Origin of the sequence: Prevotella lacticifex (genome assembly GCF_019973375.1) — a bacterium.
Taxonomy (GTDB): domain Bacteria; phylum Bacteroidota; class Bacteroidia; order Bacteroidales; family Bacteroidaceae; genus Prevotella; species Prevotella lacticifex.
This window is the reverse complement of record NZ_BPTV01000003.1, coordinates 253,654-279,354: the sequence shown is the minus strand read 5'-3', so window position 1 is coordinate 279,354 and position 25,701 is coordinate 253,654. Positions and strand designations below refer to the sequence as shown.

At 51.6% G+C, this 25,701-nt stretch carries 22 protein-coding genes and 1 tRNA gene; 15 read left to right on the top strand and 8 right to left on the bottom strand.

All coding sequences use genetic code 11. The features are described from left to right. Window positions 1-130 precede the first annotated feature (130 nt). The 3 genes from LDN30_RS14960 to LDN30_RS14945 all read left to right on the top strand — a co-directional run bounded on the left by LDN30_RS14960 (window position 131) and on the right by LDN30_RS14945 (window position 3,378). A complete protein-coding gene (locus LDN30_RS14960; RefSeq protein ID WP_223930091.1) occupies window positions 131-1,096 on the top strand; it encodes an aldo/keto reductase in 966 nt (321 codons plus the stop codon). Next, window positions 1,093-3,096, top strand: coding sequence for a family 43 glycosylhydrolase (locus LDN30_RS16560; RefSeq protein ID WP_368858184.1), 2,004 nt, complete (start codon window positions 1,093-1,095; stop codon window positions 3,094-3,096). Before LDN30_RS14960 ends, LDN30_RS16560 begins: the two co-directional genes overlap by 4 nt. Window positions 3,097-3,210: 114 nt before the next feature. Then, on the top strand, window positions 3,211-3,378 hold the full coding sequence (locus tag LDN30_RS14945) for a hypothetical protein (protein ID WP_223927042.1): 168 nt from the start codon (window positions 3,211-3,213) through the stop codon (window positions 3,376-3,378). Between the two features lie 80 nt (window positions 3,379-3,458). On the opposite strand, the gene LDN30_RS14940 is transcribed toward LDN30_RS14945, so the two are convergent. From LDN30_RS14940 to LDN30_RS14910, 7 genes are all read right to left on the bottom strand, one after another. Continuing rightward, complete coding sequence (locus tag LDN30_RS14940; RefSeq protein ID WP_223927041.1) at window positions 3,459-4,271, bottom strand: porin family protein; 813 nt, start codon at window positions 4,269-4,271, stop codon at window positions 3,459-3,461. Window positions 4,272-4,306: 35 nt separating this feature from the next. Then, the gene (locus LDN30_RS14935; RefSeq protein ID WP_223930089.1) at window positions 4,307-5,503 is read right to left on the bottom strand and encodes a PCMD domain-containing protein; all 1,197 of its coding nucleotides are present in this window, start codon (window positions 5,501-5,503) and stop codon (window positions 4,307-4,309) included. A gap of 2 nt (window positions 5,504-5,505) precedes the next feature. Further along, on the bottom strand, window positions 5,506-7,026 hold the full coding sequence (locus LDN30_RS14930) for a calycin-like domain-containing protein (protein WP_223930086.1): 1,521 nt from the start codon (window positions 7,024-7,026) through the stop codon (window positions 5,506-5,508). Between the two features lie 217 nt (window positions 7,027-7,243). Continuing rightward, the gene (locus LDN30_RS14925) at window positions 7,244-10,642 is read right to left on the bottom strand and encodes a trifunctional glycoside hydrolase family 18/polysaccharide deacetylase/glycosyltransferase family 2 protein (protein ID WP_223930084.1); all 3,399 of its coding nucleotides are present in this window, start codon (window positions 10,640-10,642) and stop codon (window positions 7,244-7,246) included. A gap of 540 nt (window positions 10,643-11,182) precedes the next feature. Continuing rightward, window positions 11,183-11,256: transfer RNA gene (locus LDN30_RS14920), tRNA-Thr, on the bottom strand. A gap of 168 nt (window positions 11,257-11,424) precedes the next feature. After that, entirely contained in the window at window positions 11,425-12,540 is a 1,116-nt protein-coding gene (locus LDN30_RS14915; protein ID WP_223930082.1) for a glycosyltransferase family protein, read from the bottom strand. Window positions 12,541-12,596: 56 nt separating this feature from the next. Further along, window positions 12,597-13,595, bottom strand: coding sequence for a glycosyltransferase family 2 protein (locus LDN30_RS14910; protein WP_223930080.1), 999 nt, complete (start codon window positions 13,593-13,595; stop codon window positions 12,597-12,599). Between the two features lie 219 nt (window positions 13,596-13,814). Between LDN30_RS14910 and LDN30_RS14905 the strand changes: the two genes are divergently transcribed. The 12 genes from LDN30_RS14905 (at window position 13,815) to LDN30_RS14850 (ending at window position 24,760) form a co-directional block, all read left to right on the top strand. After that, complete coding sequence (locus LDN30_RS14905; RefSeq protein ID WP_223930078.1) at window positions 13,815-15,191, top strand: SLC13 family permease; 1,377 nt, start codon at window positions 13,815-13,817, stop codon at window positions 15,189-15,191. 48 nt (window positions 15,192-15,239) lie between these two features. Continuing rightward, window positions 15,240-16,217 (top strand): 6-phosphofructokinase, encoded by a 978-nt coding sequence (pfkA, locus tag LDN30_RS14900; protein ID WP_223927035.1) that lies wholly within the window; start codon window positions 15,240-15,242, stop codon window positions 16,215-16,217. A gap of 220 nt (window positions 16,218-16,437) precedes the next feature. After that, window positions 16,438-17,964, top strand: a complete 1,527-nt coding sequence (atpD, locus tag LDN30_RS14895) for a F0F1 ATP synthase subunit beta (protein ID WP_223927034.1) — start codon at window positions 16,438-16,440, stop codon at window positions 17,962-17,964. Between the two features lie 125 nt (window positions 17,965-18,089). Then, window positions 18,090-18,329, top strand: a complete 240-nt coding sequence (gene atpC / locus LDN30_RS14890) for an ATP synthase F1 subunit epsilon (RefSeq protein ID WP_223927033.1) — start codon at window positions 18,090-18,092, stop codon at window positions 18,327-18,329. Window positions 18,330-18,449: 120 nt separating this feature from the next. Then, entirely contained in the window at window positions 18,450-18,860 is a 411-nt protein-coding gene (locus LDN30_RS14885; RefSeq protein ID WP_223927032.1) for a hypothetical protein, read from the top strand. Window positions 18,861-18,873: 13 nt separating this feature from the next. Next, window positions 18,874-20,040, top strand: a complete 1,167-nt coding sequence (gene atpB / locus LDN30_RS14880; protein ID WP_223930077.1) for a F0F1 ATP synthase subunit A — start codon at window positions 18,874-18,876, stop codon at window positions 20,038-20,040. Window positions 20,041-20,101: 61 nt separating this feature from the next. Next, a complete protein-coding gene (atpE, locus tag LDN30_RS14875; RefSeq protein ID WP_223927030.1) occupies window positions 20,102-20,344 on the top strand; it encodes an ATP synthase F0 subunit C in 243 nt (80 codons plus the stop codon). A gap of 58 nt (window positions 20,345-20,402) precedes the next feature. Continuing rightward, entirely contained in the window at window positions 20,403-20,912 is a 510-nt protein-coding gene (gene atpF, locus LDN30_RS14870) for a F0F1 ATP synthase subunit B (RefSeq protein WP_223927029.1), read from the top strand. Between the two features lie 6 nt (window positions 20,913-20,918). Continuing rightward, window positions 20,919-21,455, top strand: a complete 537-nt coding sequence (locus tag LDN30_RS14865) for a F0F1 ATP synthase subunit delta (protein ID WP_223927028.1) — start codon at window positions 20,919-20,921, stop codon at window positions 21,453-21,455. A gap of 6 nt (window positions 21,456-21,461) precedes the next feature. Beyond that, a complete protein-coding gene (gene atpA / locus LDN30_RS14860; protein WP_223930075.1) occupies window positions 21,462-23,057 on the top strand; it encodes a F0F1 ATP synthase subunit alpha in 1,596 nt (531 codons plus the stop codon). A gap of 10 nt (window positions 23,058-23,067) precedes the next feature. Beyond that, the gene (locus LDN30_RS14855) at window positions 23,068-24,039 is read left to right on the top strand and encodes a F0F1 ATP synthase subunit gamma (protein WP_223927026.1); all 972 of its coding nucleotides are present in this window, start codon (window positions 23,068-23,070) and stop codon (window positions 24,037-24,039) included. 382 nt (window positions 24,040-24,421) lie between these two features. After that, entirely contained in the window at window positions 24,422-24,760 is a 339-nt protein-coding gene (locus LDN30_RS14850) for an MGMT family protein (RefSeq protein ID WP_223927025.1), read from the top strand. 214 nt (window positions 24,761-24,974) lie between these two features. Here the strand turns inward: LDN30_RS14850 and LDN30_RS14845 are convergent, their stop codons facing one another. After that, complete coding sequence (locus LDN30_RS14845; RefSeq protein WP_223930073.1) at window positions 24,975-25,559, bottom strand: hypothetical protein; 585 nt, start codon at window positions 25,557-25,559, stop codon at window positions 24,975-24,977. Window positions 25,560-25,701: the final 142 nt, after the last annotated feature.

Here is a 25,701-nt window from a genome sequence, read left to right as displayed (position 1 = left end):
AAAGTTATTTAAACAAATAATTAATGTGGGATAGAAATAAAAGTTGTAATTTTGCCCTGTGATAATTATTACCCGCCGACAGACGATGACCTGACGACGGGGTGTTATGAACAAACTAAAAACTATAAATATGGAACTCAAAGAAAGATACAGCGCATCGGCCGACCGCTACGCTCATTCTGCGACGATGTACCGTCGTTGTGGACAGTCGGGAGTCATGCTCCCGAAAGTCAGTCTCGGCTTCTGGCATAACTTCGGAGGTGTCGACCCGTATGAGCGGAGCAGGGCCATCACACATTATGCCTTCGACCACGGCATCACCCACTTCGACTTAGCCAACAACTACGGTCCTCCTTATGGAACGGCTGAGGAGACCTTCGGGCGCCTTATGGACGACGACTTCCGCCCTTATCGTGATGAGCTTTTCATCTCGACGAAAGCCGGATACGACATGTGGCCGGGGCCTTACGGCAACTGGGGCAGTCGCAAATACCTTATGGCGAGTATCGACCAGAGTCTCAGGCGAATGCACCTCGATTATGTCGACCTCTTCTACAGTCACCGTTACGACCCCGACACACCGTTGGAGGAGACCTTGCAGGCCCTTGTCGACATCGTCAGACAGGGGAAGGCCCTCTATGTCGGCATCAGCCGGTGGCCTCTTGGTGCCCTTATGGCCGCTGAGAAATACCTCCGCGAACGTGATGTGCCGTTGCTTATCTACCAGGGACGCCTCAACCTCATCGACCGTTCGCCGATGGAGCAGGGGCAACTGCAGTTTTGTAGCGACCGCGGCATAGGGTTCATCAGTTTCTCGCCGTTGGCCCAGGGACTCCTCACCGACAGGTATCTAAACGGTATTCCTGCCGACAGTCGCATGGCCCAAGGTGGTTCGCTACACCCCGATATGCTTACGCCGGAGCTCCTCTCAAAGATAAGAGAGTATAACGAGGAGGCCGCCACACACGGACAGACTCTCGCCGAGAGGGCTCTGTCGTGGATTCTTGAACAGGATGGCGTCACGAGTGTGCTCGTGGGGGCAAGCAGTACGCGACAGCTCGAGGCCGACCTTAAAGCTATCGACGATTGCAAATGAACTACAAGACGATGACATTAAATTCTATCAGCCGGGTGCTGGCGACAGCACTGATGCTTGTCTGTTCAATAGCCGGTGCCATCAGCGCCGCGGCAGGGCAGGGCAACCCACAACCCAAGCCAAAGGATATCTACGGCTATCTCTATTGCCACATGAGCCGCGACGGCGAGTGGACAGCCTTCGCACTCAGTAGAGACGGCATACACTGGCACGACCTCAATAAAGGAAGGGAAGTGTATGACACGCGAAAGCTCAGTGAGATAGAAGGCGGGGCACGCGACGCATATATAGCTCGTGCCGCCGATGGTCACGGTTTCGTGATGCTCACCACCGACATGTGTGTGGCACGCAGCCGAAAATGGGATAACTACGGAATGAATCTGCTGCGCAGCGACGACCTCATTCACTGGACGGCCCGCACCTTCGACTTCAGAAAAGGACCACAGATCTTCTGCGATCCCGAGTCGCCAGACCCCTACAAGGACTACAGCACCATTCGGCGGGTGTGGGCACCGCAGGCTATTTGGGACCCGACATACCGGTGGAAAGACGGCACCAGAGGCGGATACTTCATCTACTACTCCCTGCTCAACGACAAGGAGGAAGGCTACGACAGGATGTATTACAGCTATGCTGACCGGTCGTTCACCCGACTGACAAAGCCGCGGCTGCTCTTCGACTGGGGTTACGCTACCATCGATGCCGACATCAATTACGTTCGTGCCGACGGAAAATATCACATGCTGATAAAAAAGGAGGGCGGCAAACCGGGAATTTTCACTACGAAGGCTAAGAAGCTCACCGGTCCGTGGCCGCAGCCCGACGATAATGACTTCGTAAGCTTCGAGGGGAAACGGAAGTGCGAGGGCTCATCTGCATTCCAGATTGCCGGTGACGACGGATGGCGAGTGGGATATGTAGAGTATTCTTCGCGTCCGGCGAGATACCGTATCTGTAAGGCTGACAGATACTTATCGCACTTCAACTCGCCGCAGGACATCATCGGTGTGGCGGCACCGCAGCATGGATCGTTCGTCGCCCTGACAAAGGAAGAATACGAACGGCTCGACAACTACTGGCGGCAGTATGACAGTGTAGTGACCCGCAATCCCGTTCTCCCGGAGTTTCATGCCGACCCGGAGATTCTCTTCTCCGACGGCAAGTATTATATCTACTCGACGACCGACGGATTCCCGCAGTGGGGCGGTACATTCTTCACTTGCTATTCGTCGGCCGACATGAAGAACTGGACCTACGAGGGTGTGCCCTTCGATGTCACCCGCGACACACGGTGGGCCAAGGGCAACGCCTGGGCCCCCGCGGCCGTGGAGAAGAACGGGAAATACTACCTCTATTATAGTGCCGACGACGGGAAGGGAAAGGCCATCGGTGTGGCTGTTGCCGACAGGCCTGACGGAAGGTTCACCGACAGCGGGCATCCTCTTGTCACCACCGATCCTTCGGGGCACCGTGGCGGTCATGTCATTGACGTCGATGTGTTCACCGATGACGACGGTCAGAGTTATCTCTATTGGGGCAACGGTTTCATGGCTGTTGCCAAACTCAACAGCGATATGACGAGTATCGACACCACGGGCGTAAAGGTTATCACCCCTCGTGGCGGTACCCTCGACGACTATGCATTCCGCGAGGGCACATACGTCTTCAAGCGCAATGGGAAATACTATTTCATGTGGTCGGTCGACGATACCGGCTCGCGCAACTATCACGTGGCTTACGGCACTGCCGACTCTCCCATGGGCCCAATAACCGTTGCACGGCAGCCTATAGTGCTGAGGCAGAGACCTATGGACGGCATCTATGGTACGGCACATAACTCTGTCGTCGAGGACCCCCGCAGCGGCCGCTGGTTCATCGTCTACCACCGCATCAATGAGTCTTATCTCAAGACCGCGCCAGGCACCCACCGTGAGGTGTGCATCGACGAGCTGCACTTCCGTCCCGACGGATCCATCATTGAGGTGGTACCAAGCAGATAGACGACGCCATAATCAGAAGGAAAAATATTAACAGTCATATCCGTCCCATAGCCCTTAGGACCGGTAGCGTGTTGCAGCGCATTTGCGGTGTGTTTGGATACGCAGGCTACGGACATGTTATACGCCACAGACGAGAATGAGTTTAGTATTCCATGGATGATAGTGATGCTGAGAAAAGACATTTCTGTGGTGGCAGAGATTAATTTAAAAGAAAACATTAACGACATCGTTGTGGCCGGAAAGGAAATTGGAACGGTCAACTATGTCAGCGGAATAGTGTAGGAACTGGACGTTACAACGCGAACGCAACATTTTGGCGGAGGACAGTTCTCGCGCCAATAATGCTGCGTTTTGATGTAGTGTCAGAATGTATAGCCGAAACCGATATTAAAATATAGCGGATGCAGGCTCTCCTCAACGGTGTTGAAACCGCTGCGGAAGATATTGTTGAAACTATAGGACAGTTCCCCGTTGACGGAGAAATGGCGATAGGCGCGCCAGGAGCCGCCGAGTTGTACACCCCACATTGTGCGCCGGAGATCATTGTCGAACTCGTAGGCTGCACGCTGGTTGGCCGAGTAAACGATTTTCTCGCCCGTGGGATTGCCTGAACGTAGATAACCGTCCTTGACGTATCCCGAGAAACTGCCGTCGGTACGGACAGAGAAGAAGGCTCCGGCATTGACTTTCCAACGGTTGTTGATGCGATAGTCGACGGTGACGGGAACGGTGAAGAATGTCTCGTCGTAGTCGATGTCGACGAAACCAGTCCAATAGCCGCTGACGCGGTCGGCATCGCGGATAATCTCTGTGTGATAACTCTTTACGTCGGCGTCGACCTTCATAGCCTTCGTTTCAAACTTCACACCCACCGATGTGCCCCAGCGGCGGTCGGCACCCCACCATTTTGTGGCTTTTCCCTCTAAGCTTCCGTTGAGTTTAGGGTTGTAGGTGCGCACCTTCCGTACCTCTCGCGGCATGCCTAAAGGTGTGGCACCTCCGATATTCAGTCCGGCGTTGAGCTCCCATTCCCATCCTTTTGAGGTCATAAATGTCAGGTTGCGGTCGCGGTCGGGCACTGCCGTCGTCGCCGACTGGTTGTCCTGTGCCACTGCCGGCAACGTTGTCGCCATGATGAGGGCTACACCGGCTATTCTCATTGTTATTCTTTTCATTCTTGATATGTAATCCACAGATTTACAGTGTGTTACTATTCATATTTGATATGTATCTCGTCGACAAACAGTGTACTGCCAATTGCACCCTCAAAGCGTGCTCCGCCCTCACTCGAGCTCATGATGATGGCAATATTATATTTGCCGTCGAGGAGTTTCTGTCGGTCGATTGTCTTTCCGTTCTGCTGTACAAAAGGAATGTCGAAATGCACCCATTCGTCACCAGTCTTGTGGTCGGCGGCCTCCAGTTCGGCCTTGAGCACGATATTTGGTGATGTCAGTGAGTTGTTGCCGTCGATGTAAGGTGCGTCTGGGGTTACCTCGTAGACGATGGCGTAGAGTGCGAAGTCGTCGGTTTTGCCGGGCACTTCCACCGTGCCATTCTTTGCGTCGTTGAGACGGATGAACGTCTTTCCCGGCTCATATTTGTAGTAACCGCTCATCGATACCGGTGCGGTGTTTCTCAGAGGAATGCCGAAATGCGTTGATGCCGGCATATCCTGCATGTTCACGACAAACGAGCCGAGGAATAGATTTCCGGCTGCTATCGGTGCTCCGAACATTGTTCCGAGGGCTCCTGTGGATATTGTCGTGAGCTTGGCGCACTTGCCGCTGACCCCGCCGTCGGCCTGCGATGTGGGGAAGTCGGCCGGTGAAGGGTTAGAGGCCATTAGCGTCACCATGGCTCCAGCATTGCCGCTGCCCCAGTCGATGTTCTGCCCGGCAACATTCTCGTAAAAGATCTGGAATATGGGCTCACCATTATACTCATAATACCGCACATTATCGAAATGGAAATCGGCCGGCGTGGCGTTGTTGACCACATTCACCGTGTAGGTTTTCTTCCACTGTCCGTCCTGCGAGGTCACCGTGTACTGCTGCGGTGTCGATACGAACGTGTAAGTTGTATCTTTGCCCTCGTCGGTGTTGCTGACTGTCATTTGGCGCGTGAAGAACTTCCTCGGCGTGCCCGATGCCGGCTCTATCGTCGCTCCCGGGGTGAGTGTGAAGGTGGGAGCGAGGATGCTGTCGGGGGTATCGGCATAGAGCGTGATGTCGCTGTTGCTGATTACCGGCTCGCGCAGGAGCACAGAGCTGTCGGGAAGGGTCACCCCAGTGATGTCAGCCTCGCTGTTGGGAGCCTCATCCTTAATACAAGAAGAGAGCACAAGTGGCAGTGCTGCCACTGCCACAAGGCTCTCTGCTGCTATTCTTACTAACGAATTTCGCATGTTTATCTTCTGACTACTTTTACTGTCTTGCCGTCGGTAGTGCGGACGATGAACACTCCACCACGTGCAGCGTTATCTACACGACGGCCGCTGAGGTCGTAAGTAGCGGCAGTCTTGGCTGCCGACGCTGTAGCTACGTGGTCGATTCCCGTTACGGTAGCGTTGGTGTAGGTGTGGCTTTCCTTGGCAATCTCCTTTGTGAGGTCACCATTATATACTGTCACTGTAGCCACTACGTTGTCGCCATCCTGCCGGAGGTCCTTGACGACGCGTGCTCCTAAGGCTCCATCCCAGCTGACTGTGATGTCGTCAGCACTGACTGTACTTCCGTTACCGCCGAAGGTGACATTGACATTCTGCGGATTGTTGTAAACAAGATTGACATCGTCGACATACAGTGTGTCGATGCTTCCGGCTCCCGGATCAGCATTTGTCGATATTGTCACGAGGATAGCCTTAGCCTCAACGTTCTTGTCGATGACGCTGAAAGGCACGCTGATACGTTTCCACACGGGCGTTCCGTCGGTGAATGTCGTTGCCATGGTCTTGTTCTGAGCCTGGGCGCGCTTGTTGGTATACGCTTTATCCTCAGGGTCCTGATAGTAAGTGCCATCGGTGATGATGGCATTGACGGTGGCATAAGGGTGCTCGGCCTGCGGTGTGCCCTGCTTGAAGGCATACCACAATGTCAGCGAGTCGGGCTGACCGTTGAGCAGAACGTAGTAAGGATCGCCGTGAGCGTCGAGGCTGTCGTTGCTTATTTCCATCTCGGCATGGTTCGCTGGATCGGTGGCGGTGTACGAACCGCAGTTCATACGGCCGGTAGTCACCGTGCCATTAGCAATCTGGATGCCCATGACATTCGACGATGTGAGCATGAGCGACGAAGCGCCCTGGGCACCACTGCGCACCACGCTGGACTTCCATGTGAACGGGTTGGCGAATGCAACGGCCGCATCCTTGTATTCACCTTTGGCCGAGGCGAACGAATGCCAGTAGACCGGCTCCTGCACAGTGGTGGCTGTGGGAGTGTAGGTTGTCATGTCGACGAGGCTGACATTATAGTCCTGATAGTCCTCGAAACCGCTGTTAGGCAGCTGATAGCCACGGCCGAAAGCCACCTCTACGGTCTGGTTGAGCACTGCCACAGGGATGTCCATCGTGGCATACAGCCGGCTCTTGTTGTCGCGGAGCTCGCCCCGGAGCGTCACCGTAAGGTCGAGGGGCATGATACCGCCGATGTTGACATGTACGGGGTCGGTGGCTGCAAGATAAACGATGCCGTCCTGGTTGACACCAGGAACGTTGTTGAGGGTTATGTCGCCGATATTCAGACCTGAGAAACTGAAGTTTTTCAACGACATATTATATGTGCCGTTGCCATTGTCGTCGACAGATATCGTCGTGGTCTGTACCGGTGAAGCCACACCGTTGACCGCTACTGTGAGCTGGTCGGTGTAGTCGGTGGCATGAGCCGAGAAAATAGTGGCTGCTAAAGCCAGTGAAAGTAGAATCTTTTTCATTGCCTATTGAATTTTATTTAATCCTGATGCATTAATAAATGCAAAAGTACTGATAATTGATAACCTGACAAAACTTTTCGCGCATTTTAAGTTTCAAAAAGTCTTTTCCTTGCGTTATATCAGTCCGGAGCACCATAATGCAATCTTTCACCGTCGCATAAAAGAATAAACGTGACTGCCGGCGACAGTGGCCGACAGTCATCGTGTAATTCAATCCTTATGCCTTGACGTGTCCGGTGCGCTTGAGCACTCCCCACGACTGGAGCTCACCCTTAATGGCTTTGATGTAGCTCTTGAAGAGGACGAAATACATTATCCACCTATAGAAGAATCTCTGTGGAATTATCCACAGCAAAACCCACAGCTTCTCGTGCTCGAAGATGTAGGCCATGATGCTCACGCTGGCATCGACGAGGAGGAAAAGCAGGTAGTAGAGGAATATCTGCATGGCGTTGCCAGAGAAGAGTCCGATGAACATCAGTACGTCGGCAAGTGGCGAGAAGGTCGGTATAATGTATTGGAACACAAGAATATTCGGCATGGCCCATAATCCGAACCCTTTCTTTCTCGGGTTGAACAGCGACGAGCGATGCTTCCAAAAGGTCTGCATGACACCGAAACACCAGCGGACGCGCTGCTTGACGAACTGCCGCACGTTCTCAGGGGCCTCGGTCATGGCCACGGCATAGCTCTCATTCTCAATGCGATAGCCTGCCTCGTTGATGCGCATGGTGAGGTCGCAGTCCTCGGCTAATGTGTCGGTGGTGAGCCCTCCGGCCTTCTCGATGGCTTCCTTGCGGAACGCACCGATGGCTCCCGGCACCACGGTTATGGCATTGATATACGAGTAGGCCATACGGTCGAAATTCTGGCTGGTAGTATACTCGATAGCCTGCCAGCGCGTGAGCATATTGCGCTGGTTGCCCACCTTCACGTTCCCGGCCACGGCTCCAATGCTGTGGGCATCGTCTAAGAGGAAGTGCTGCATCAGTCGGCTGACGGCATCGGGGCGCAGCTGCGTGTCGGCATCGATGCAGACGACATATTCGGCTGTGGTGTGGGCAATGCCGTAGTTCAGTGCTGAGGCCTTACCCCCATTGGCCTTGCCAAGGATTTGCACTCGCTGGTTGCCGTCGAAGGCCTCATGGATGCGCTCCAAGGTATGGTCCTTACTGCCGTCGTCGACGAAAATGACATCGAACGAGGGGTAATCCTCTTTCAGCAGGTTGCTGACGGTCCGCACGCAGTTCACCTCTTCGTTGTATGCCGGAACAATTATTGACACGTGTGGTGCGTTTCCCTTCGTCAGGGCAGGATAATGGCGTCTGTGCTCAGCGCGCTTTTCCTTTATCATAAGGAAATACATGAAAGCCAGACGGAGGAATCCGAGGACGAGGAAGACAACGAAGAGTGCCGTGAGGAAGTCGCTGGTGTGGTAGATAATCTCCGCCAACGTGAGGTTGGCCTGCATGGCGTAGTAGGTCTCGCCCTTAGGAATCTCCGGCATCAGTTGCTGTCTCGACATGCCGAGATACTTCTCGAGGGATATGAACCTGTAGCCCTCACGCTGCAGTGTGGCTATGATTCGTGGCAGGGCCTCCATCGTCGGCTTGCGGGTCACGCCTCCGGCATCGTGGAGAAGAATGATGTGACCGTCGCCGTGGTGCACGCCGTCGATGACGCGGTGGTAGATTTCGTCGGCCGTTATTCCCGGTTGCCAGTCGTTAGGGTCAACTTCCTCACCCACAAAGAGATAGTTGCGGCGGCTGGCGAGGATCATCGGCTCTATCTCCTCGCGCTGCGTAGGGTCGGCATCAGCATTGTAAGGAGCACGGAAGAGCGTCGTACTGTGGCCGGTGATGCTCTCGACGAGCATGCGTGTGAGCTTGAGCTCGGCATAGGTGCGGTCGTCGGAATTTTCGATGACGTTGTGATGGGTGAAGGTGTGGTTGCCGATGGTGTTGCCGGAATCGTAAACTTTCTTGACGAGGGGCAGGTTTTTCTCCATCTGCAGGCCCACCATGAAGAATGCCCCCGGCACTCTGTAGTGCTTCAGCGTGCGCAGAACCTGCGGTGTCCAGCGTGCATCAGGACCGTCGTCGAAGGTCAGAATGAGGTCCTTCGGTCCGCAGTGACCGAGTTTGGCGACGGTATAGGCCGACGGCAGGGTTATATAGTTCTCCTCGGCGATAAGCTGATCGTCGGTGTCGATGCTGAGGCTGACGTGTCCCGGATGCGGTTCCGACTCGACACTCAGCACCTCTCCCGAGCCGACGTAGTTGACATCGTTGTAGCCGCTGAGGGCAAAGATGTTGTTGAGGTTCCACCGTTTCACCTGCTCCCATGCTAAATCCTTGCCGTAGAAGTTCCACACACGCGAGTCCTCGGTGCCAAGGCGCCACATGGCGAATCCGGCAAGATGGTATGTTGTGCCGAAACGCATGTTGTTGAATATCGTGGCGGCATCGGTGAAGTAAACCTGATGCTTGACGTTGTCGTCGTCGGTGTATGAATAATGGAGATTGTAGGTGTCGTCGTCAAATAATAATGTAGCGTTGGCACCATAAGCGTTGGCAATGGTCTGGTCGTACGACACCGTGTTGCAGTCGCCTCCGTCAGCCCAGTCGTAGCCGTAGTTGGCCAGACCGAGGACGAGCTTGTCGTTGGGGATGTTCTTCGCTGCCCAGTCGGTGGCTTTCTCCATCCAGTGCTGCGAGGCCACATCGCCGGGTGCCGACGTAGTGTTGTGCTCGTCGTAGGCCATGAGGAAGAGATAGTCGTTGTAGCGGGCGAGCTGTTGCATGTCGTAGTCGTCGTTGAACGGCATCACATCCTGAGTCACGTACATGTTGTTGGCATGGAAGGTGCGGTACAGTTCGGCTACGAAATTGGTTAACAGAGCGTTGTCGGTGATGTTCAATTCCTCAAGGTCGATGTTTATTCCCTCGAAATGGTAGCGGCGGCAGGTGGTTAGGAGACTGTTGACAAACTTGTTGCGCTTGTTCTTATCGCTCATTATCCGGCCAATGGCCTGCGGATTGAAGTCACCTCCGTAGTTGTTGGTGAGCATCGGCAGCACGGGCACTCCTGCCTGTCGCATCTCGCGCAGGGCTTTGTTGTCGATGCGTGTTTCGAGGCGGTCGGTGGCGGGGTTGATGAAGAACCACTCCGGAATGACCATGTTGAGTTGCTTCATTCCCCTTTTCAGCGATGTCAGCGAGTGTGTATCCCAGTTGACATACCATGCCGCGCGCACACCGATACGGGGGTCGCCCCATTCGTTGATGAACTTCTCTGTGACCTTGTCGCCGTGACCGACGAAACGGTGGTCGCGGCGGTAGTCGTCCATGTAGTTGTTGTGCATGCGGCTCTCAAGGAACTTGTCGCGCAGAGCCTGGTACGACTGCGCTGTCTTGTTGTCCTTCATGAAAGGCTTTGAGGCTGTCAGCGCACTTCGATAATCGTGATGGAAAGGCAGATTAGGACTGCCCTCCATGGCGAACATTGTTATAAAGACGACGAGCAGCAGTACCATTATTGTGGCAAAGAAACGCATCGTCCACTTGAAACGGCGCCATCGACGGCGCGAGTCGGTTTGGAATATCTGTCTTTCCATCACGTAAACCTTTTGTTTTTTATAACTTTCTTATAATGGGCTGCAAAGTTATCCTATTCTGACAATAACGAGTAACTGGATTGTGCAAAAAAGATTAACGACAGATTAAAAAGCTGTAATGTGGTGTAAGCGAAAGGACTGAATATGTGAAATATCTTTACAGTGTTCTCATACATGTCATTTTGTCTTGCGAAACGGCCCGTTTCGGCCTGCGAAACGGCCTGTTTTGCATCCTCAAACTGCCTGTTTCGCAATGCTAAATGATATAAATTGTAAACCGTTGATAATCAGATAGTAACAAGGATGATTATAAAATGCAACAGGTGTGAAATACTTTTACATTCCAGCGACTGCTCCATTCTATGATTTCTCCGTTGCAATATCCCAAAAGTTCAAGGCACGCCCGTATTGACAATTGACTCTGGCAGTTTACGTTGTCGATAGGGTGATGGAGCCGGAAGAACGCGACAATTGAGCGGAAACGAAAAAAGCCATTCTGCTCGGTGCAGAATGACTTGTCGGAGTTTAATCCTTTTGTTGAGCCTCTTGTCGGATTCGAACCAACGACCCCGAGATTACAAATCACGTGCTCTGGCCAACTGAGCTAAAGAGGCGGGTGGGCCAGCGATTCCTATCGCGCCGCTACAACCTACTACCCTTGCTATGTTCCCATCCTGGGGGATTCGAAGGGAGCTGGCCGTAAGAGACTGGCCCGTATTTCTATGCTTTTGCCGGTAGGACTGACGTCCTTTTTCGTCGTAGCGGGTGCAAAGGTAATACTTTTATATTTTACTGCCAAATTTTTTTGCAATAATTTGCTTGTAGAGTGTTTCGTACTGCCGGGCCACTTTCATGTAATCGTGGTGACGCTTGACATATTCGATGCTCTCGCGCCTCAGTCTCGGGATGATGTCGGGGTGGAGAACGAGACGTTCCAGCTCGTGGCATACGCTGTCGCGTGTGGGCTGCACGTTGACGATGGGACGCAGCTGATTCTCGTGGAGGATGGCGTAGTTCTCGGGTTCGCCGCCACCTATTACTATAATGCCCTTCGACATTGCCAAGAGTGCGTTCATAGCCGGAGTGTAGCTGTAGAGCTGGTCCATGATGGCATCGGAGCCGTCAATCATCCGGACGTATTCGTCGAAAGGAATGCCGTTGGCTATGCGCAACTCGAGGCCATCAGGATATTTCGCTTTTACCTCCTTTGCCGCTTCGAGCATGATATCAGTGCCCTTGTATGCCGAGCGCCCCCTGCTGATGCCTATGAAGAGCTTGAGGGGTGGGGCAGGGGAGACCGGTGCCGATGGTCCTATCTCGATGGGAAAGGGAATGAATGTTGTCTTGTCGGGGAAGTGCGGGCGATAGCAGACATCATACTCGTAGAGTCCGGTGACGATGGCATCGCAACTGGCGGCAATCTCCTTGTTGAGACGCTCCTTGGCCGTGCCGAGCCAGTCGTGCTGCTCCTCTACGGCCGAAAGGTCATCGCGCACCTTCGGTCCGATGTTGAAGTCGCTGTAGCGGAGGGGTTTGTCGTAGGTGCATGTTGATACCCAAAAATAGTCCATGCCAAAGGCATCGAGGACAACTGTTTTGTTGTGTTTTTTCAAATAATGATAGATGGCGAATAATCGGTCGGCGCGCAGTTCGAAGAATATTGGATTGATGAGTTGTACGACATCGAATCCGGTGAGCCGTGGCAGAAGGGACAGAACCTTCAGATAGAGCCGCACACCGCTGAACGGTCCGGATTTCCGGCTGACATCGATGTCGCGCGGATAGTCTTTCCAGAAGTCGCCATTGCTGACGACGGTCACCTCGTGGCCAAGGTTCCGCAGTCCGCGGGCAAGTGTGGCGTGGACGTTGCTGTACTCACCTAAGAGCAGAATTTTCATCTTTCTTTGGTATCGTGATTCGTTATGAATGTGGACGGAAAAGAATGGTCATCGACTCATCGTCGACGAGCAAAAAGGATTGCCATGAGGAGCTTCCGACCATGCTTGGAGTTGACCATGCGACTGAAATACAGATACTTACGCGTATATCTGGTCGTAGGCAGGGGAAAGAGCCCATGTTCCTGCATCCTGGCCACACAACGTTCAAGGTAACGTGAGTCGTGGGTCAGCGTTATGACATTATATATATAGTCGGCACTGAGCTGGTCGATACGCCTCTGGAGAGCGCTGCGCTCGTTGAATGGCAGTGTGTCTATGCGGGCCTGGAGGGTCAGCAAAACGCCAAAGGTGTCGTTGAGTCGCTTCACCGTCGACCGCTTATCGTTGTTGTGGGTTATCGAACCGTGATGCTGGCGGTAGTAGTAGGCTATGGCCTTGGTGGCGTAAACTTTCTCAGCCCGCAGGAATAGTAACGGTGTGAACTCCTCATCCTCATGCATGATGCCATAATGGAAACTTAGATTGCCGCGCATGCTGCTCCTGAAGATGTAGCCGCAGGCTGCCGCCCGCAGGTTGTGGTGCTTCATAAAGTGTGAGCCCGTCATAGGACCCTCACTGCCGTCGGCAGAATCGGGGAGAGAGCCGCCGTTGTCCTTCGTCGTCATGTCGAAGAGCACTATGTCGGCATCCTTGAAACGGATGATGTCGAGGCAGTATTCGTAAGCCGGACGGAAGAGCTTGTCGTCGCCGTCGACAAATTGAATGAACCGCCCGTGGGCCAGACGTAGACCTGTATTTCGGGCTGCCGAGAGCCCCTGATTGCGCTGTCGGACATAAGTTATTTTGTCCAAATAATTCGTAATGTCGCCAAGAGGGCTCTCCGTGGAGCCGTCGTCGACGACGATAACCTCCCTCTCGCCGTCGCTGAGGCTGAGGGCGAAAATGCTGTCGAGACATTCCCGGAGAAGTTCCGCCGGAACGTTGTAGTCGGCGATGATAAAGCTGATGAGCGGCTCGTCGCCTCCCGATTGTCGGTATGTTGGTGCAGTCTGCATGAAGATTATTTGTTTTGTTTTGCAAAGGTAGCGAAAAACAATCACAATGACAAAATAAACTTATCGTTATTTTTTTGCTTGTCGTATTCCGTCCTTTTTGTAATATCGACTTTGCAATACTTGACGTTTAGATTAAAATGCCGTTAAACCTATTAAAAAAAAGAAGTATGATGTTGGTGGATGGAAAAAAAATATTTAAATTTGTGGAGTTTTAAAGCAATGACCCTACTCATCGTAATAATTGCAATATTGGGACTTCTGCTGATATCGACAGAGAAGTTGACCAACATCAACAAGGCAGCCGTGGCTATCTTCACGGGTACGTTGTGCTGGGTGCTGTACATCTGCTACGGAGCCGACTTCGTTCTGAGTCAGCACTCTACCGACTATCACAGCTTCCTCGGCGGGGCAGTAGCCACGAGCGTTACGGTGAAGCAGTACATCGCCTCGAACATATTCCTGAAATGCGTCGGCCGCTCAGCTGAGATAGTCCTCTACCTCCTCGCCACGATGACGATTGTCCAGGTGCTTGACAACAATGGATGCTTCGACTTCCTAAAGCAGCTGTTGCGAACAAGGTCGGGGAAAAGGATGCTGTGGATGCTGTCTGTCATCACCTTCGTCCTCTCGATAAACCTCGACAACCTCACCACGACGGTGATGATGCTCACGATGATGCACGGGGTGGTGCAGAACCGGCGCCAGCGAATGGTGCTCGGCGCGGCGATAGTAATATCGGCGAATATCGGCGGGGCACTGACGGTCATCGGCGATCCTACGAATCTGCTGATATGGAACAAGAGTGCGGTGACGGCCACGAACTTCTCGCTGTCGTTGGCCATTCCTTGTCTTATAGCATGGCTGCTGCCGGTGTGGTGGCTCGGGAGAATGCTCCCGGAACGTGTCGATACGGCTTGGATTGGACTGCCTTACCGTGGCGACGATACAAGGCTCAACGTGTGGCAGCGACTGCTGATGCTCATCGTCGGCATAGGTGGACTGTGGTTCATACCGACGTTCCACAATATTACAAAACTCAGTCCGTTCCTCGGAGCACTCTGCGTATTGTCGGTGCTGTGGATAGTTAATGAGATTTTCAACCGCAAGCTGAATAATGTCGACAAGATGATTCAGAGCCGTGTACCACGGGTGTTGCAGTATGGTGTCATACAGATGATGCTGTTCATCGTGGGAATAGTCCTGCTCGTTGGGGTTATTATCGAAACCGGTGTGCTGCCGTGGGTTGCCAGCTGGGTGGCTGTAAATATCCATAACGTATGGGTTATCGGCACTGTGGCAGGACTGATAAGCACGGTGCTCGACAACTTTGCTACGGCGGCGACATTCTTCTCCTTCTTCGATGTTGCGACGACATCGCAGGGATTCGCCGCTGCTATGGTGCAGAATGGTATCTACTGGAAGATAATAGCCTTCTTGGTGCCTGCTGCCGGAAACGTGCTCGGCGTGGGGTCGATGGCCGGACTGGCCTTGCTGAAGATGGAGCACATGCACGTGGGATGGTATCTCAGAAATGTGGGATGGAAAGCTCTCGTGGGGTGTGCCCTCGGAATGGGTGCAATGTACCTTATGTATTAATATAGGAAATAAAAAAAATAATATAAATAACAATATCACTATTCAATTATGGGAAAGATTAAGACAATTGGAATCCTGACATCAGGAGGTGACGCACCAGGAATGAACGCAGCTATCCGCGCGGTCACTCGTGGAGGTATCTACAATGGTTTCAACATCAAAGGCATCTACCGTGGCTACGATGGTCTCATCAACGACGAGATTAAGCCGTTCACTACCGAGAACGTCAGTGGTATCATCAACCGTGGCGGCACCATCCTGAAGACCGCGCGCTCAAAAGAGTTTGAGACTCCTGAGGGACGTGAGAAAGCATATAAGAACATACAGGACGAGGGCATCGACGCTTTGGTTATCATTGGTGGTAACGGCTCGCTCACGGGTGCAATGATTTTCGCACAGGAGTATGACATCCCTTGCATCGGACTGCCAGGTACAATTGACAACGACCTTTATGGTACCGACAACACTATCGGTTACGATACCACGCTGAATACCATCGTTGAGTGTGTCGACCGTATCCGCGACACGGCCCAGAGCCATGAGCGTATCTTCTTCGTTGAGGTCATGGGACGTGATGCCGGATTCCTGGCCCAGAACAGCGCTATCGCTACCGGTGCTGAGGCTGCTATCATTCCGGAGGATTCTACCGACGTCGACCAGCTGCAGAACTTCATGGAGCGCGGTATCCGTAAGTCGAAGAAGAGCTGTATCGTCATCGTCTCGGAGAGTCCGAAGTGCGGTGCTCTCTACTATGCCGACCGTGTGAAGAAAGAGTTCCCTGGCTATGACGTGCGTGTGTCAATTCTCGGACACCTGCAGCGCGGCGGTAGCCCATCGGCCCGCGACCGTATCCTCGCAAGCCGCACCGGTGTCGGTGCTATCGAGGCTATCATGCAGGGACAGCGCAACATCATGGTCGGTGTGCGCAACAATGAGGTCGTCTACGTACCGTTCGCTGATGCTATACGTAGCGATAAGCCGTTCGACCGCAAGCTCATCACCGTCCTTGACGAGCTGAGCATTTAATGCGCTGACAAATCGTTCTTGAATAACCACTGTAAATATATTTGGCGAAATGGGCAAGTTTATGTTCATATCGGGAACAAATATAAAAACAGTGGTTAATATGGTTTTAAATAATGCTAAAAGATAACGAAAATTGCCGTTAGTGGTAAATTATTCATTACTTTTGCTCTGTAAATTTTGAGAACGATATTACATAAGTACTAAACTAAAACATAGAATTATGTCACAAATAATCGGACACATATCGCAGATTATCGGCCCGGTCATTGATGTCTTTTTCGACACCAACGGGGAAGATCCCGAGAAAGTGTTGCCTCAGGTTTATGAGGCACTGCGCGTGAAACGCCCGGGAAAGGCTGATCTCATCATCGAGACTCAGCAACACATCGGTGAGGACACTGTCCGCTGTGTGGCCATGGACAATACTGATGGTCTGCAGCGCGGTCTTGCCGTAGAGCGTACGGGCGCGCCAATACAGATGCCTGCCGGAGAACAGATTAAGGGCCGTATGATGAACGTCATTGGTCAGCCTATCGACGGCATGAAGGCTCTGGACATGAAAGGGTCATATCCTATCCATCGTGAGCCGCCAAAGTTCGACGATCTGTCTACTCATAAGGAGATGCTTGCCACCGGTATTAAGGTCATCGACTTGCTCGAGCCTTATTTGAAAGGTGGAAAGATCGGACTTTTCGGCGGTGCCGGTGTGGGTAAGACGGTGCTTATCATGGAGCTCATCAACAACATCGCAAAGGGACACAACGGTTATTCGGTGTTCGCAGGTGTCGGTGAGCGTACTCGTGAGGGTAACGACCTCATCCGCGACATGCTCGACTCGGGGGTTATCCGTTACGGTGAGAAATTCAGAAAGGCCATGGACGAAGGCAAGTGGGACTTGTCGCTCGTCGATCCTGAGGAGTTGAAGAAGAGCCAGGCTACACTTGTATATGGTCAGATGAACGAACCACCAGGGGCACGTGCATCAGTGGCTCTGTCGGGACTGACCGTTGCTGAGGAGTTCCGCGACCACGGAGGTCCTAACGGTGAGCCGTCGGACATTATGTTCTTCATCGACAATATCTTCCGTTTCACTCAGGCTGGCTCTGAGGTGTCGGCTCTGTTAGGCCGTATGCCGTCGGCTGTGGGTTATCAGCCTACACTGGCCAGTGAAATGGGTGCCATGCAGGAACGAATAACATCGACAAAACAGGGCTCTATCACATCGGTGCAGGCTGTTTATGTGCCTGCCGACGACCTTACTGACCCGGCTCCTGCCACAACGTTCACTCACCTCGACGCTACTACGGTGCTTAACCGTAAGATTACGGAGCTCGGAATTTATCCTGCCGTCGACCCATTGGCCAGCACATCGCGTATCCTCGACCCGCTGGTTGTAGGTAAAGAACACTATGAATGTGCACAGCGTGTGAAGGAAACTCTACAGCACTATAACGAACTTCAGGATATCATCGCCATCCTCGGTATGGATGAGCTCTCAGATGAGGACAAGCTCGTCGTGAACCGCGCGCGCCGTGTGCAGCGATTCCTCAGTCAGCCGTTCGCCGTCGCTGAGCAGTTCACGGGTGTACCCGGTGTCATGGTTCCTATTGAGGAAACTATCAAGGGCTTCAATGCCATCCTCGACGGTGAGGTCGACGACCTGCCGGAGCAGGCTTTCCTCAATGTCGGCACTATCGACGACGCCATCGCAAAGGGTAAGAAACTCCTCGATGCCGCTAAAGGATAAGCATGGTCATGGGTCGGAAAGGTGCTACGGTGGCAGCAGGGTATCTGTCACCATTGATGTGGGACAGAATTCTAAAGGTTACCGGGCAACTTATTCGACTCATATAAATAATAAAACTCAGAACAATGCTTAAACTCAAGATAGTCAGTCCGGAGAAAGTCGTATTCAAAGGCGACGTGGAGAGCGTGCTCGTCCCGGGAACACTGGGAAGTTTTGAGATTCTCACCGACCACGCTCCGCTAATCTCCTCGCTCTCTGAAGGCAAGGTGGAATACGGCACTAAGGACGGAAAGAAGCAGTTCGACATTCATGGGGGATTCGTCGAAGTTAAGCGAAACGAGGTCTCCCTATGTGTTGAGATGTAGCCTTTGGCACCATATATCGTTATTGTCGTGTCGGTTTTGACACCGCTGTTTCGACGGTGTTATTCTGATGTGACATTATATATATAAGGTGAAGAAAGGCTGAGAGAAAAATGATTTAGCATGGAAGTGATAAACAACATAGCAAAACGGTATTATAAGTACAGCTTGTGGCTCATTTTTGGGCTGACGGTTGTCATACTTATTGTCATGCAGTACTTCCAGGACACGTCGCTCGTCGGTGCCTTGTCCATAAGTGCACTCTTTTCTCTCATTTCCGGCATAGCCTACATCCAGTCGTGGAAAGCTGTGGCAAAACGCTCAACAGCATCGCTCGGAAAGTTCTACCTTGCGGCCTCGGCCCTGCGTATGCTTTCGGCGCTCGTGGTTGTCGTTATTGCCATGGTCGTCATGAAGGACGACAAGAGCTCGCTCTTAGGGTTCACGGCAATGTTTGTGGGTTTCTACTTAGTGATGTTAGTCTTCGACTGCGTTTACTTCTCCCAAATAGAGAAAAAGAATAAATTAAAGTAAAAACGATTCAGATATGAAATACATCAAGCAATTGCTCCTCATCGTCATGCTGGCCCTCGTTGCGGCTCCTGTAGGTGCCCACGACTTCTCTAAGAAGCAGCCGGTCGACGTGAAGAACATTTTGTGGGGTCATATCAAGGATTCTTATCAATGGCATGTTACAGGACCTGTCATCATCAACCTGCCGGTGATCATCAAGACCACCACGGGATGGCATGTTTTCAGTAGCGGCAATTTCGCTGAGCTGGGCGATGTCAAGGGCAAGGATGGCAACATCGTCAAGGGAGCCAAAGACCTTGACGGCAATGTCATCACCAACGGCGATCGTCCGTACGTCGGGCCTGATGCCAGTCTGAAGAATCTCGTCATCAAGAGCGGTGATGCCAAGGCGTATCCGAACAAGATTGTCGAGAAGGTTGACGGCAAGGAGGTCAGACCCGTGGACATCTCGATAACGAAGACTGTTTGCGTGCTTTTCATCGATGCCATCCTGCTGCTTATCTGTGTGCTCGTGCCGGCACGTTGGTGCAAGCGCCATAAGGTCAGCGACCCTGCACCGAAGGGATTCACCGGTCTGATGCACATGTTTATCATGAACATCTACGACGATGTAATCAAGGCATGCATGGGCGACGAGGCTCCAAAGTACGCTCCGTGGCTGCTCACCTGTTTCTTCTTCATCTTCTTGGCCAATCTGATGGGTATCGTTCCGTTCCCACCGGGTGGAGGAAATCTCACCGGCAATATCGCCTGTACATTCTTCCTTGGTGTGACCACGTTCCTCATCACAAACTTCACCGGAACAAAGGCTTACTGGAAGGATATCTTCTGGCCGGAGGTGCCGATGTGGTTGAAGGTGCCGGTGCCATTGATGCCGTTCATCGAACTGTTTGGTATCTTCACGAAACCATTGGCTCTTATCATCCGACTGTTTGCAAACATGATGGCCGGTCATGCTATAGCATTGAGTTTCGCGGCTATCATCTTCATCATGTTCGGTGTGGCCGATAGTGCCATTGCCAACATCATTGCCGGTTCGAGCATGACGGTCGTCAGCGTGGCCATGAGTGTGTTCATGATGCTTCTCGAAGTCCTTGTGAGCTACATTCAGGCTCTTGTCTTCACAATGCTCAGCGCGGTGTTTATCTCACTTGCGCATGTGCATCCAGAGAAAGCGTGAACTCTTGCCCCACAATTGTATAATAACAGAAAAAATAATAAACAATTAAAACTTTAGAACTATGTTATCATTATTATTAGCAGACGTTGCACTCGCAAAGTTAGGCGCCGCAGTAGGCGCAGGTTTAGCAGCTATTGGCGCAGGTATCGGTATCGGACGCATTGGTGGTCAGGCTATGGACGCTATGGCACGTCAGCCTGAGAAGATGAGCGACCTGCGTTCGTCGATGATTATCGCAGCAGCCCTTGTCGAGGGTGTCGCTTTCTTCGCAGTCATCATCGCTATCCTTGCCATCGTCATGTAATTGCCGACGGCACGCGAGTATTCAATGAATTAACGTATAACCAAGCAAACACCAGCATATGGATTTATTGATTCCTGATAGTGGCTTGCTGTTTTGGATGACCATCGTCTTCATCGTCGTCTTCCTCATCCTCTGGAAATGGGGCTTCCCTGTTATCGTGAAGATGGTTAACGACCGGAAGGAATATATCGATGGTAGTCTGAAGAAGGCCCGTGAGGCTAACGAGAAGCTTGCCAATATCCAGAAAGAAGGTGAGTTGCTGCTCCAACAGGCCCGCGAGAAGCAGTCGGAGATTCTTAAAGAAGCCTCTGCTACCCGCGATGCCATCGTCGAGAAAGCTCAGGAAAAGGCCCGCGACGAGGGTGCGCGCATCGTCAGCGATGCACGTACGGAGATCGAAAACGAGAAGCAGGCTGCCATCAGCGAGATACGCAACCAGGTGGCTGAGCTCTCGGTGCAGATCGCCGAAAAGATCCTCCGCGAGAAACTCAAGGGCGACAAGGAGCAGAACGAATTGATTGACAGATTGCTGGATGAGGTTTCTTCTACTGACAATAACGTTAAATAGCAGCTTATGGATTTAGGTGTAATATCGGTTCGCTACGCCCGCGCGCTACTGAAAAGCGCAACGGAGTTAAAGCTCGAAGATCAGGTCTATAAGGAGATGCAGACTCTCTCAAGAAGTTTCCTTGAGGTACCTGAATTGCGCTTTACGATCGACAACCCTATGCTCTCCAAGGACAAGAAGCTCAAGCTCATCGTGACGGCTTGTGGCGAGAATGTAGGCGAACTGACAAAGAAGTTCGTCGCACTCGTCCTGAAAGAAGACCGGGAGAAGACACTGCAATTCATGGCGGCCTCTTACATCACACTTTATAGACAGCAGAAGAACATTATCCGTGGCTCGTTGACTACCGCCGCACCAGTTTCAAAGGACACTGAGGACAGGATGCGGCGCATGGTGGAGAGCAAGACTAAAGGAACTGTGGAGTTCAAGACTGAGGTTGACCCCAATATCATTGGCGGATTCATCCTTGAGTATGATACCTACAGAATGGATGCAAGTGTTAAGTCAAAACTTAACAAGATCCTTACAGAACTTAAAAAATAATTTCAAATGTCAGATAAAATCAAACCAAGCGAGGTGTCGGAAGTCCTGCAGAGGGAACTCGAAGGCATTAACTCGGCTGAGCAGTTCGACGAGGTTGGTACCGTCCTCACCGTCTCTGATGGTGTGGCGCGTATCTACGGATTGCGTAATGCTGAGGCCAACGAACTGTTGGAGTTCGAGAACGGCACCCGGGGGCTCGTCATGAACCTCGAGGAGGACAACGTCGGTTGTATCCTCTTCGGTGCTACGTCCGGCATTAAGGAGGGCATGAAGGTAAAGCGTACCCATCATATCGCTTCTATCCGTGTTAATGATAATTACCTCGGCCGCGTCGTCGACCCGTTGGGTACTCCTATCGACGGAAAGGGTGATATCGACCTCACGGGCGCTTTCGAGATGCCGCTCGACCGGAAGGCACCTGGCGTTATCTACCGTCAGCCGGTGAAGGAACCGTTGCAGACAGGTCTTAAGGCCGTCGACTCGATGATTCCTATCGGCCGCGGTCAGCGTGAGCTTATCATCGGTGACCGTCAGACTGGTAAGACTGCCATCGCCGTCGATACCATTATCAATCAGAAGAGTCTCTATGAGGCTGGCAAACCAGTCTATTGTATATATGTAGCTATCGGCCAGAAAGCCTCGACTGTCGCATCTCTCGTGCAGACACTTAAGGACCATGGTGCTATGCCGTACACAATCGTCGTCAGCGCTACTGCCGCCGATCCCGCCGCCATGCAGTATTATGCACCGTTTGCAGGTGCCGCCATCGGCGAGTACTTCCGCGACCGCGGTCTCTCGGCTCTTGTCGTCTATGACGACCTCTCCAAGCAGGCTGTAGCCTATCGTGAGGTGTCGCTGATTCTGCGTCGTCCTTCAGGACGTGAGGCTTACCCAGGCGATGTGTTCTATCTTCACAGCCGTCTGCTTGAGCGTGCTGCACGTATCAACGACCAGCAGGAGATTGCCGAGCAGATGAACGATCTGCCGGAGTCGATGAAAGGCCACGTCAAGGGCGGTGGCTCGCTTACCGCTCTGCCAATTATTGAGACACAGGCTGGTGACGTGTCGGCTTACATTCCTACTAATGTCATCTCCATCACCGACGGACAGATTTACCTCGAGACCAATCTCTTCAATCAGGGCTTCCGTCCTGCCATCAACGTCGGTATATCCGTATCGCGTGTCGGTGGTTCCGCTCAAATAAAGAGTATGAAGAAGGTGGCCGGTACACTGAAGATTGACATGGCTCAGTATCGCGAGCTTGAGGCTTTCTCACAGTTCTCGAGCGATATGGATGCCGTCACCGCCATGACCCTCGACCGCGGACGTAAGAACAATCAGCTCCTTATCCAGCCACAGTACAGCCCAATGCCTGTGGGTGAGCAAGTTGCAATACTCTACTGCGGTGTGCACGGACTCATGCGTGATGTTCCCGTCGACAAGGTGCGCGACTGTCAGGACCAGTTCCTCGAGTCAATGCGGTCAGCCCACAAGGATGTCATCGACAATCTTGCAGCCGGTAAACTTCTCGACGATGATACAAAGACAATCGAGGAGGTTATGGCCAACATTGCAGGACAATATAAGCAAAAGGAGAATTAATTAGTTTATTATGCCGTCACTGAAAGAGATAAAAAACCGGATAGCCTCCGTCAACAGCACCCGGAAGATTACGAGTGCCATGAAGATGGTGGCATCGAGTAAGTTGCATCATGCCCAGACGGCTATTCAGAATATGCTCCCATACGAGAACACCCTTGAGCATATCCTAAAGTCGTTCCTCGTTTCGACGCCCGACGCCGACATTCCTTTCGACAAGCCGCGTCAGGTAAAGCACGTGGCATTGCTCGTCTTCACCTCCAACTCGTCTTTGTGTGGTGGATTCAACAACAATGTCATCAAGAAGATGCTTGATGTCATTAAGGAGTACAAGGATAAGGGCCTAACCGACGATGATATCCTAATCTATCCTATCGGCCGTAAGGTTGAGGAGAAGGTCAGGAAGATGCATCTTCACGCCGCCGGCAGCTATTTGCAACTTGCCGACAAGCCCGATTCGGAAAGTTGTCGGCAGATAGCTATCGAGGTAGGAACGAAGTGGATGCATGGTGAGGTCGACAAGGTTGAGATGATATACCATCATTTCAAGAGTGCCGGCTCACAAATTCTTACCCGTAGGACTTTCCTCCCCATCGACCTTGAGGAGCAGCTCTATGAGGATAAGGCTCGCGACTTGAGCATGAATGCTGTCACAGCAAAGGCACAGGAGTACAAGCGACTACACGGAAAGTCGTCTTCCGAAACCGATGGTGCTAATGTCGTTCCGCTCAACGACGACTTTATTGTTGAGCCCGACCTGCCCACGGTCCTCCGTGAGCTTGTGCCTAAGGAACTCCACCTGATGGTGTACACGGCATTGCTCGACAGCGTTGCCAGTGAGCACGCAGCACGTATGGTTGCCATGCAGACAGCCACCGACAATGCCGATGAACTCCTGCGCGAGCTCAATCTCGAGTACAACAAGTCGCGTCAGGCCGCTATCACCAACGAGCTTCTCGACCTTGCTGGCGGTGCACAGAACTGATAGTTTCTTAAACTACATAATCTATAAAAAGCCTCTTCCGGCACCATCCGTGAGGAGGCTTTTTCCTTCTTTGCCCCTTCCTTTATTATATAAGAAAGGAGCGGGTAGGGTAGAGCCGTCCACTGTTCGCCATACACCGTTGGCAGAATTATTCAGCCTAAAAGAGGGTAGAGCTTTTGCGCTTACAGTATTGGCATTCGACAGAAAGTTTATCACGAAGGCAGAGTATTGTTTGCAACCATTTGCGATATCATTCTGCTGTTAATATGAGATTTCATTTAGTTTATCAATAAATAAAACTTTCATGCAGTTCCTTGTTATCTTAAAAGAAAGGAAATCTGCTAACTAACGACATCTTCAATCACTAAATTTATTTTGCTCAATGCTTAAATGTCCTGACATCCCATCCACAGCCGCTTTCCGCGATTCCGTCTATAGTGTTGTTGCCGCTATTCCCCGTGGTAAGGTAATGAGCTACGGTCAGATTTCCGACCTCGTCGATGCTCCCGGTCATGCTCGTCTTGTTGGCCATGTGCTCAGTGGAGCCCCCGCCATCTATCCCTGCCACCGTGTCGTCAACAGTGTCGGACGCACTGTTCCAGGATGGCCCGAGCAACGTCAGCTCCTCGAGAAAGAGGGCGTAGGCTTCAAATCCAACGGTCATGTCGATATGAAACGTTTTCGTTGGGATCCCACGCAGCTGCCCGATATCTTCATGTAAAGCCTGCAACTTACTGGAGACCAATTGCTTACTACATTCTGAGTGTCAAAGCCTAAGTCCTTGTTACTCAGACTTTTTCGCTGCCAATGATTTCGGTCAGGCTATTGGAATTGTTCTCGTATAATTAATGTCGTATGAGCATAACCCTTTTTTGAATGGATATCTACGGCAGAAAAATATCTTTTGATAAAGAGAGACCTTTGTGAATAGATATCTACGGCAAAGTAATATCTTTTGATAAAGAGAGATATTGGCTAAAGTCCTCATTGAAGTTAGCGTTATACTTATTGATAAGATCATTCAACCACTTCTTGTCCACCACCTTATTTTCCTTTTTGTACGAATGAATTTCATCAAGAAACTCATCTACGTCATTCTTCGAAGGAGATGGCTTTGTCGGGTCTGGGGTGTTAATGCCTGGTGCTGCTATTACGGGCTTTTGGGCTTCTTTAGTTTTACGTATGTTTTCCTCTGTCACCTTTTTCTTTACCTCTTCTTTAAATAAGGTTGTAAATAGGTAGCGCATGGCATGAATGTCGTTCGACATCCTTATTTGCAGATACAATAGATATACGTTAAAAGCTAAAATGGCTAAGCAGAATAAGATAATAAGTCCATTCATAATAGTTTTGGTTTTAAGTTGATTGTTATTTGACTGCAAAGTTACAACATAATTTTGCCAAATCCAAATTTCTATAGGGTAGAAAGGGGTATAGAAAGAGGGGTATAGACGAATGTTTATTGCTTCATCAAAGATTACATATCCTTTAGCCAAGGCCGGAATGTAGAAACGGGCCATTTCAAAGTCGTAATGACGATTATGATAAATAGAGGATAATATAACAGGGGGAGGGGCAAAATGAAGGATAATGATGAAGTGCATTAGTTGGCGGATTTCAATAGATTTCTTTAGTTTCTATAGCTATAATAGTTCCTATAGC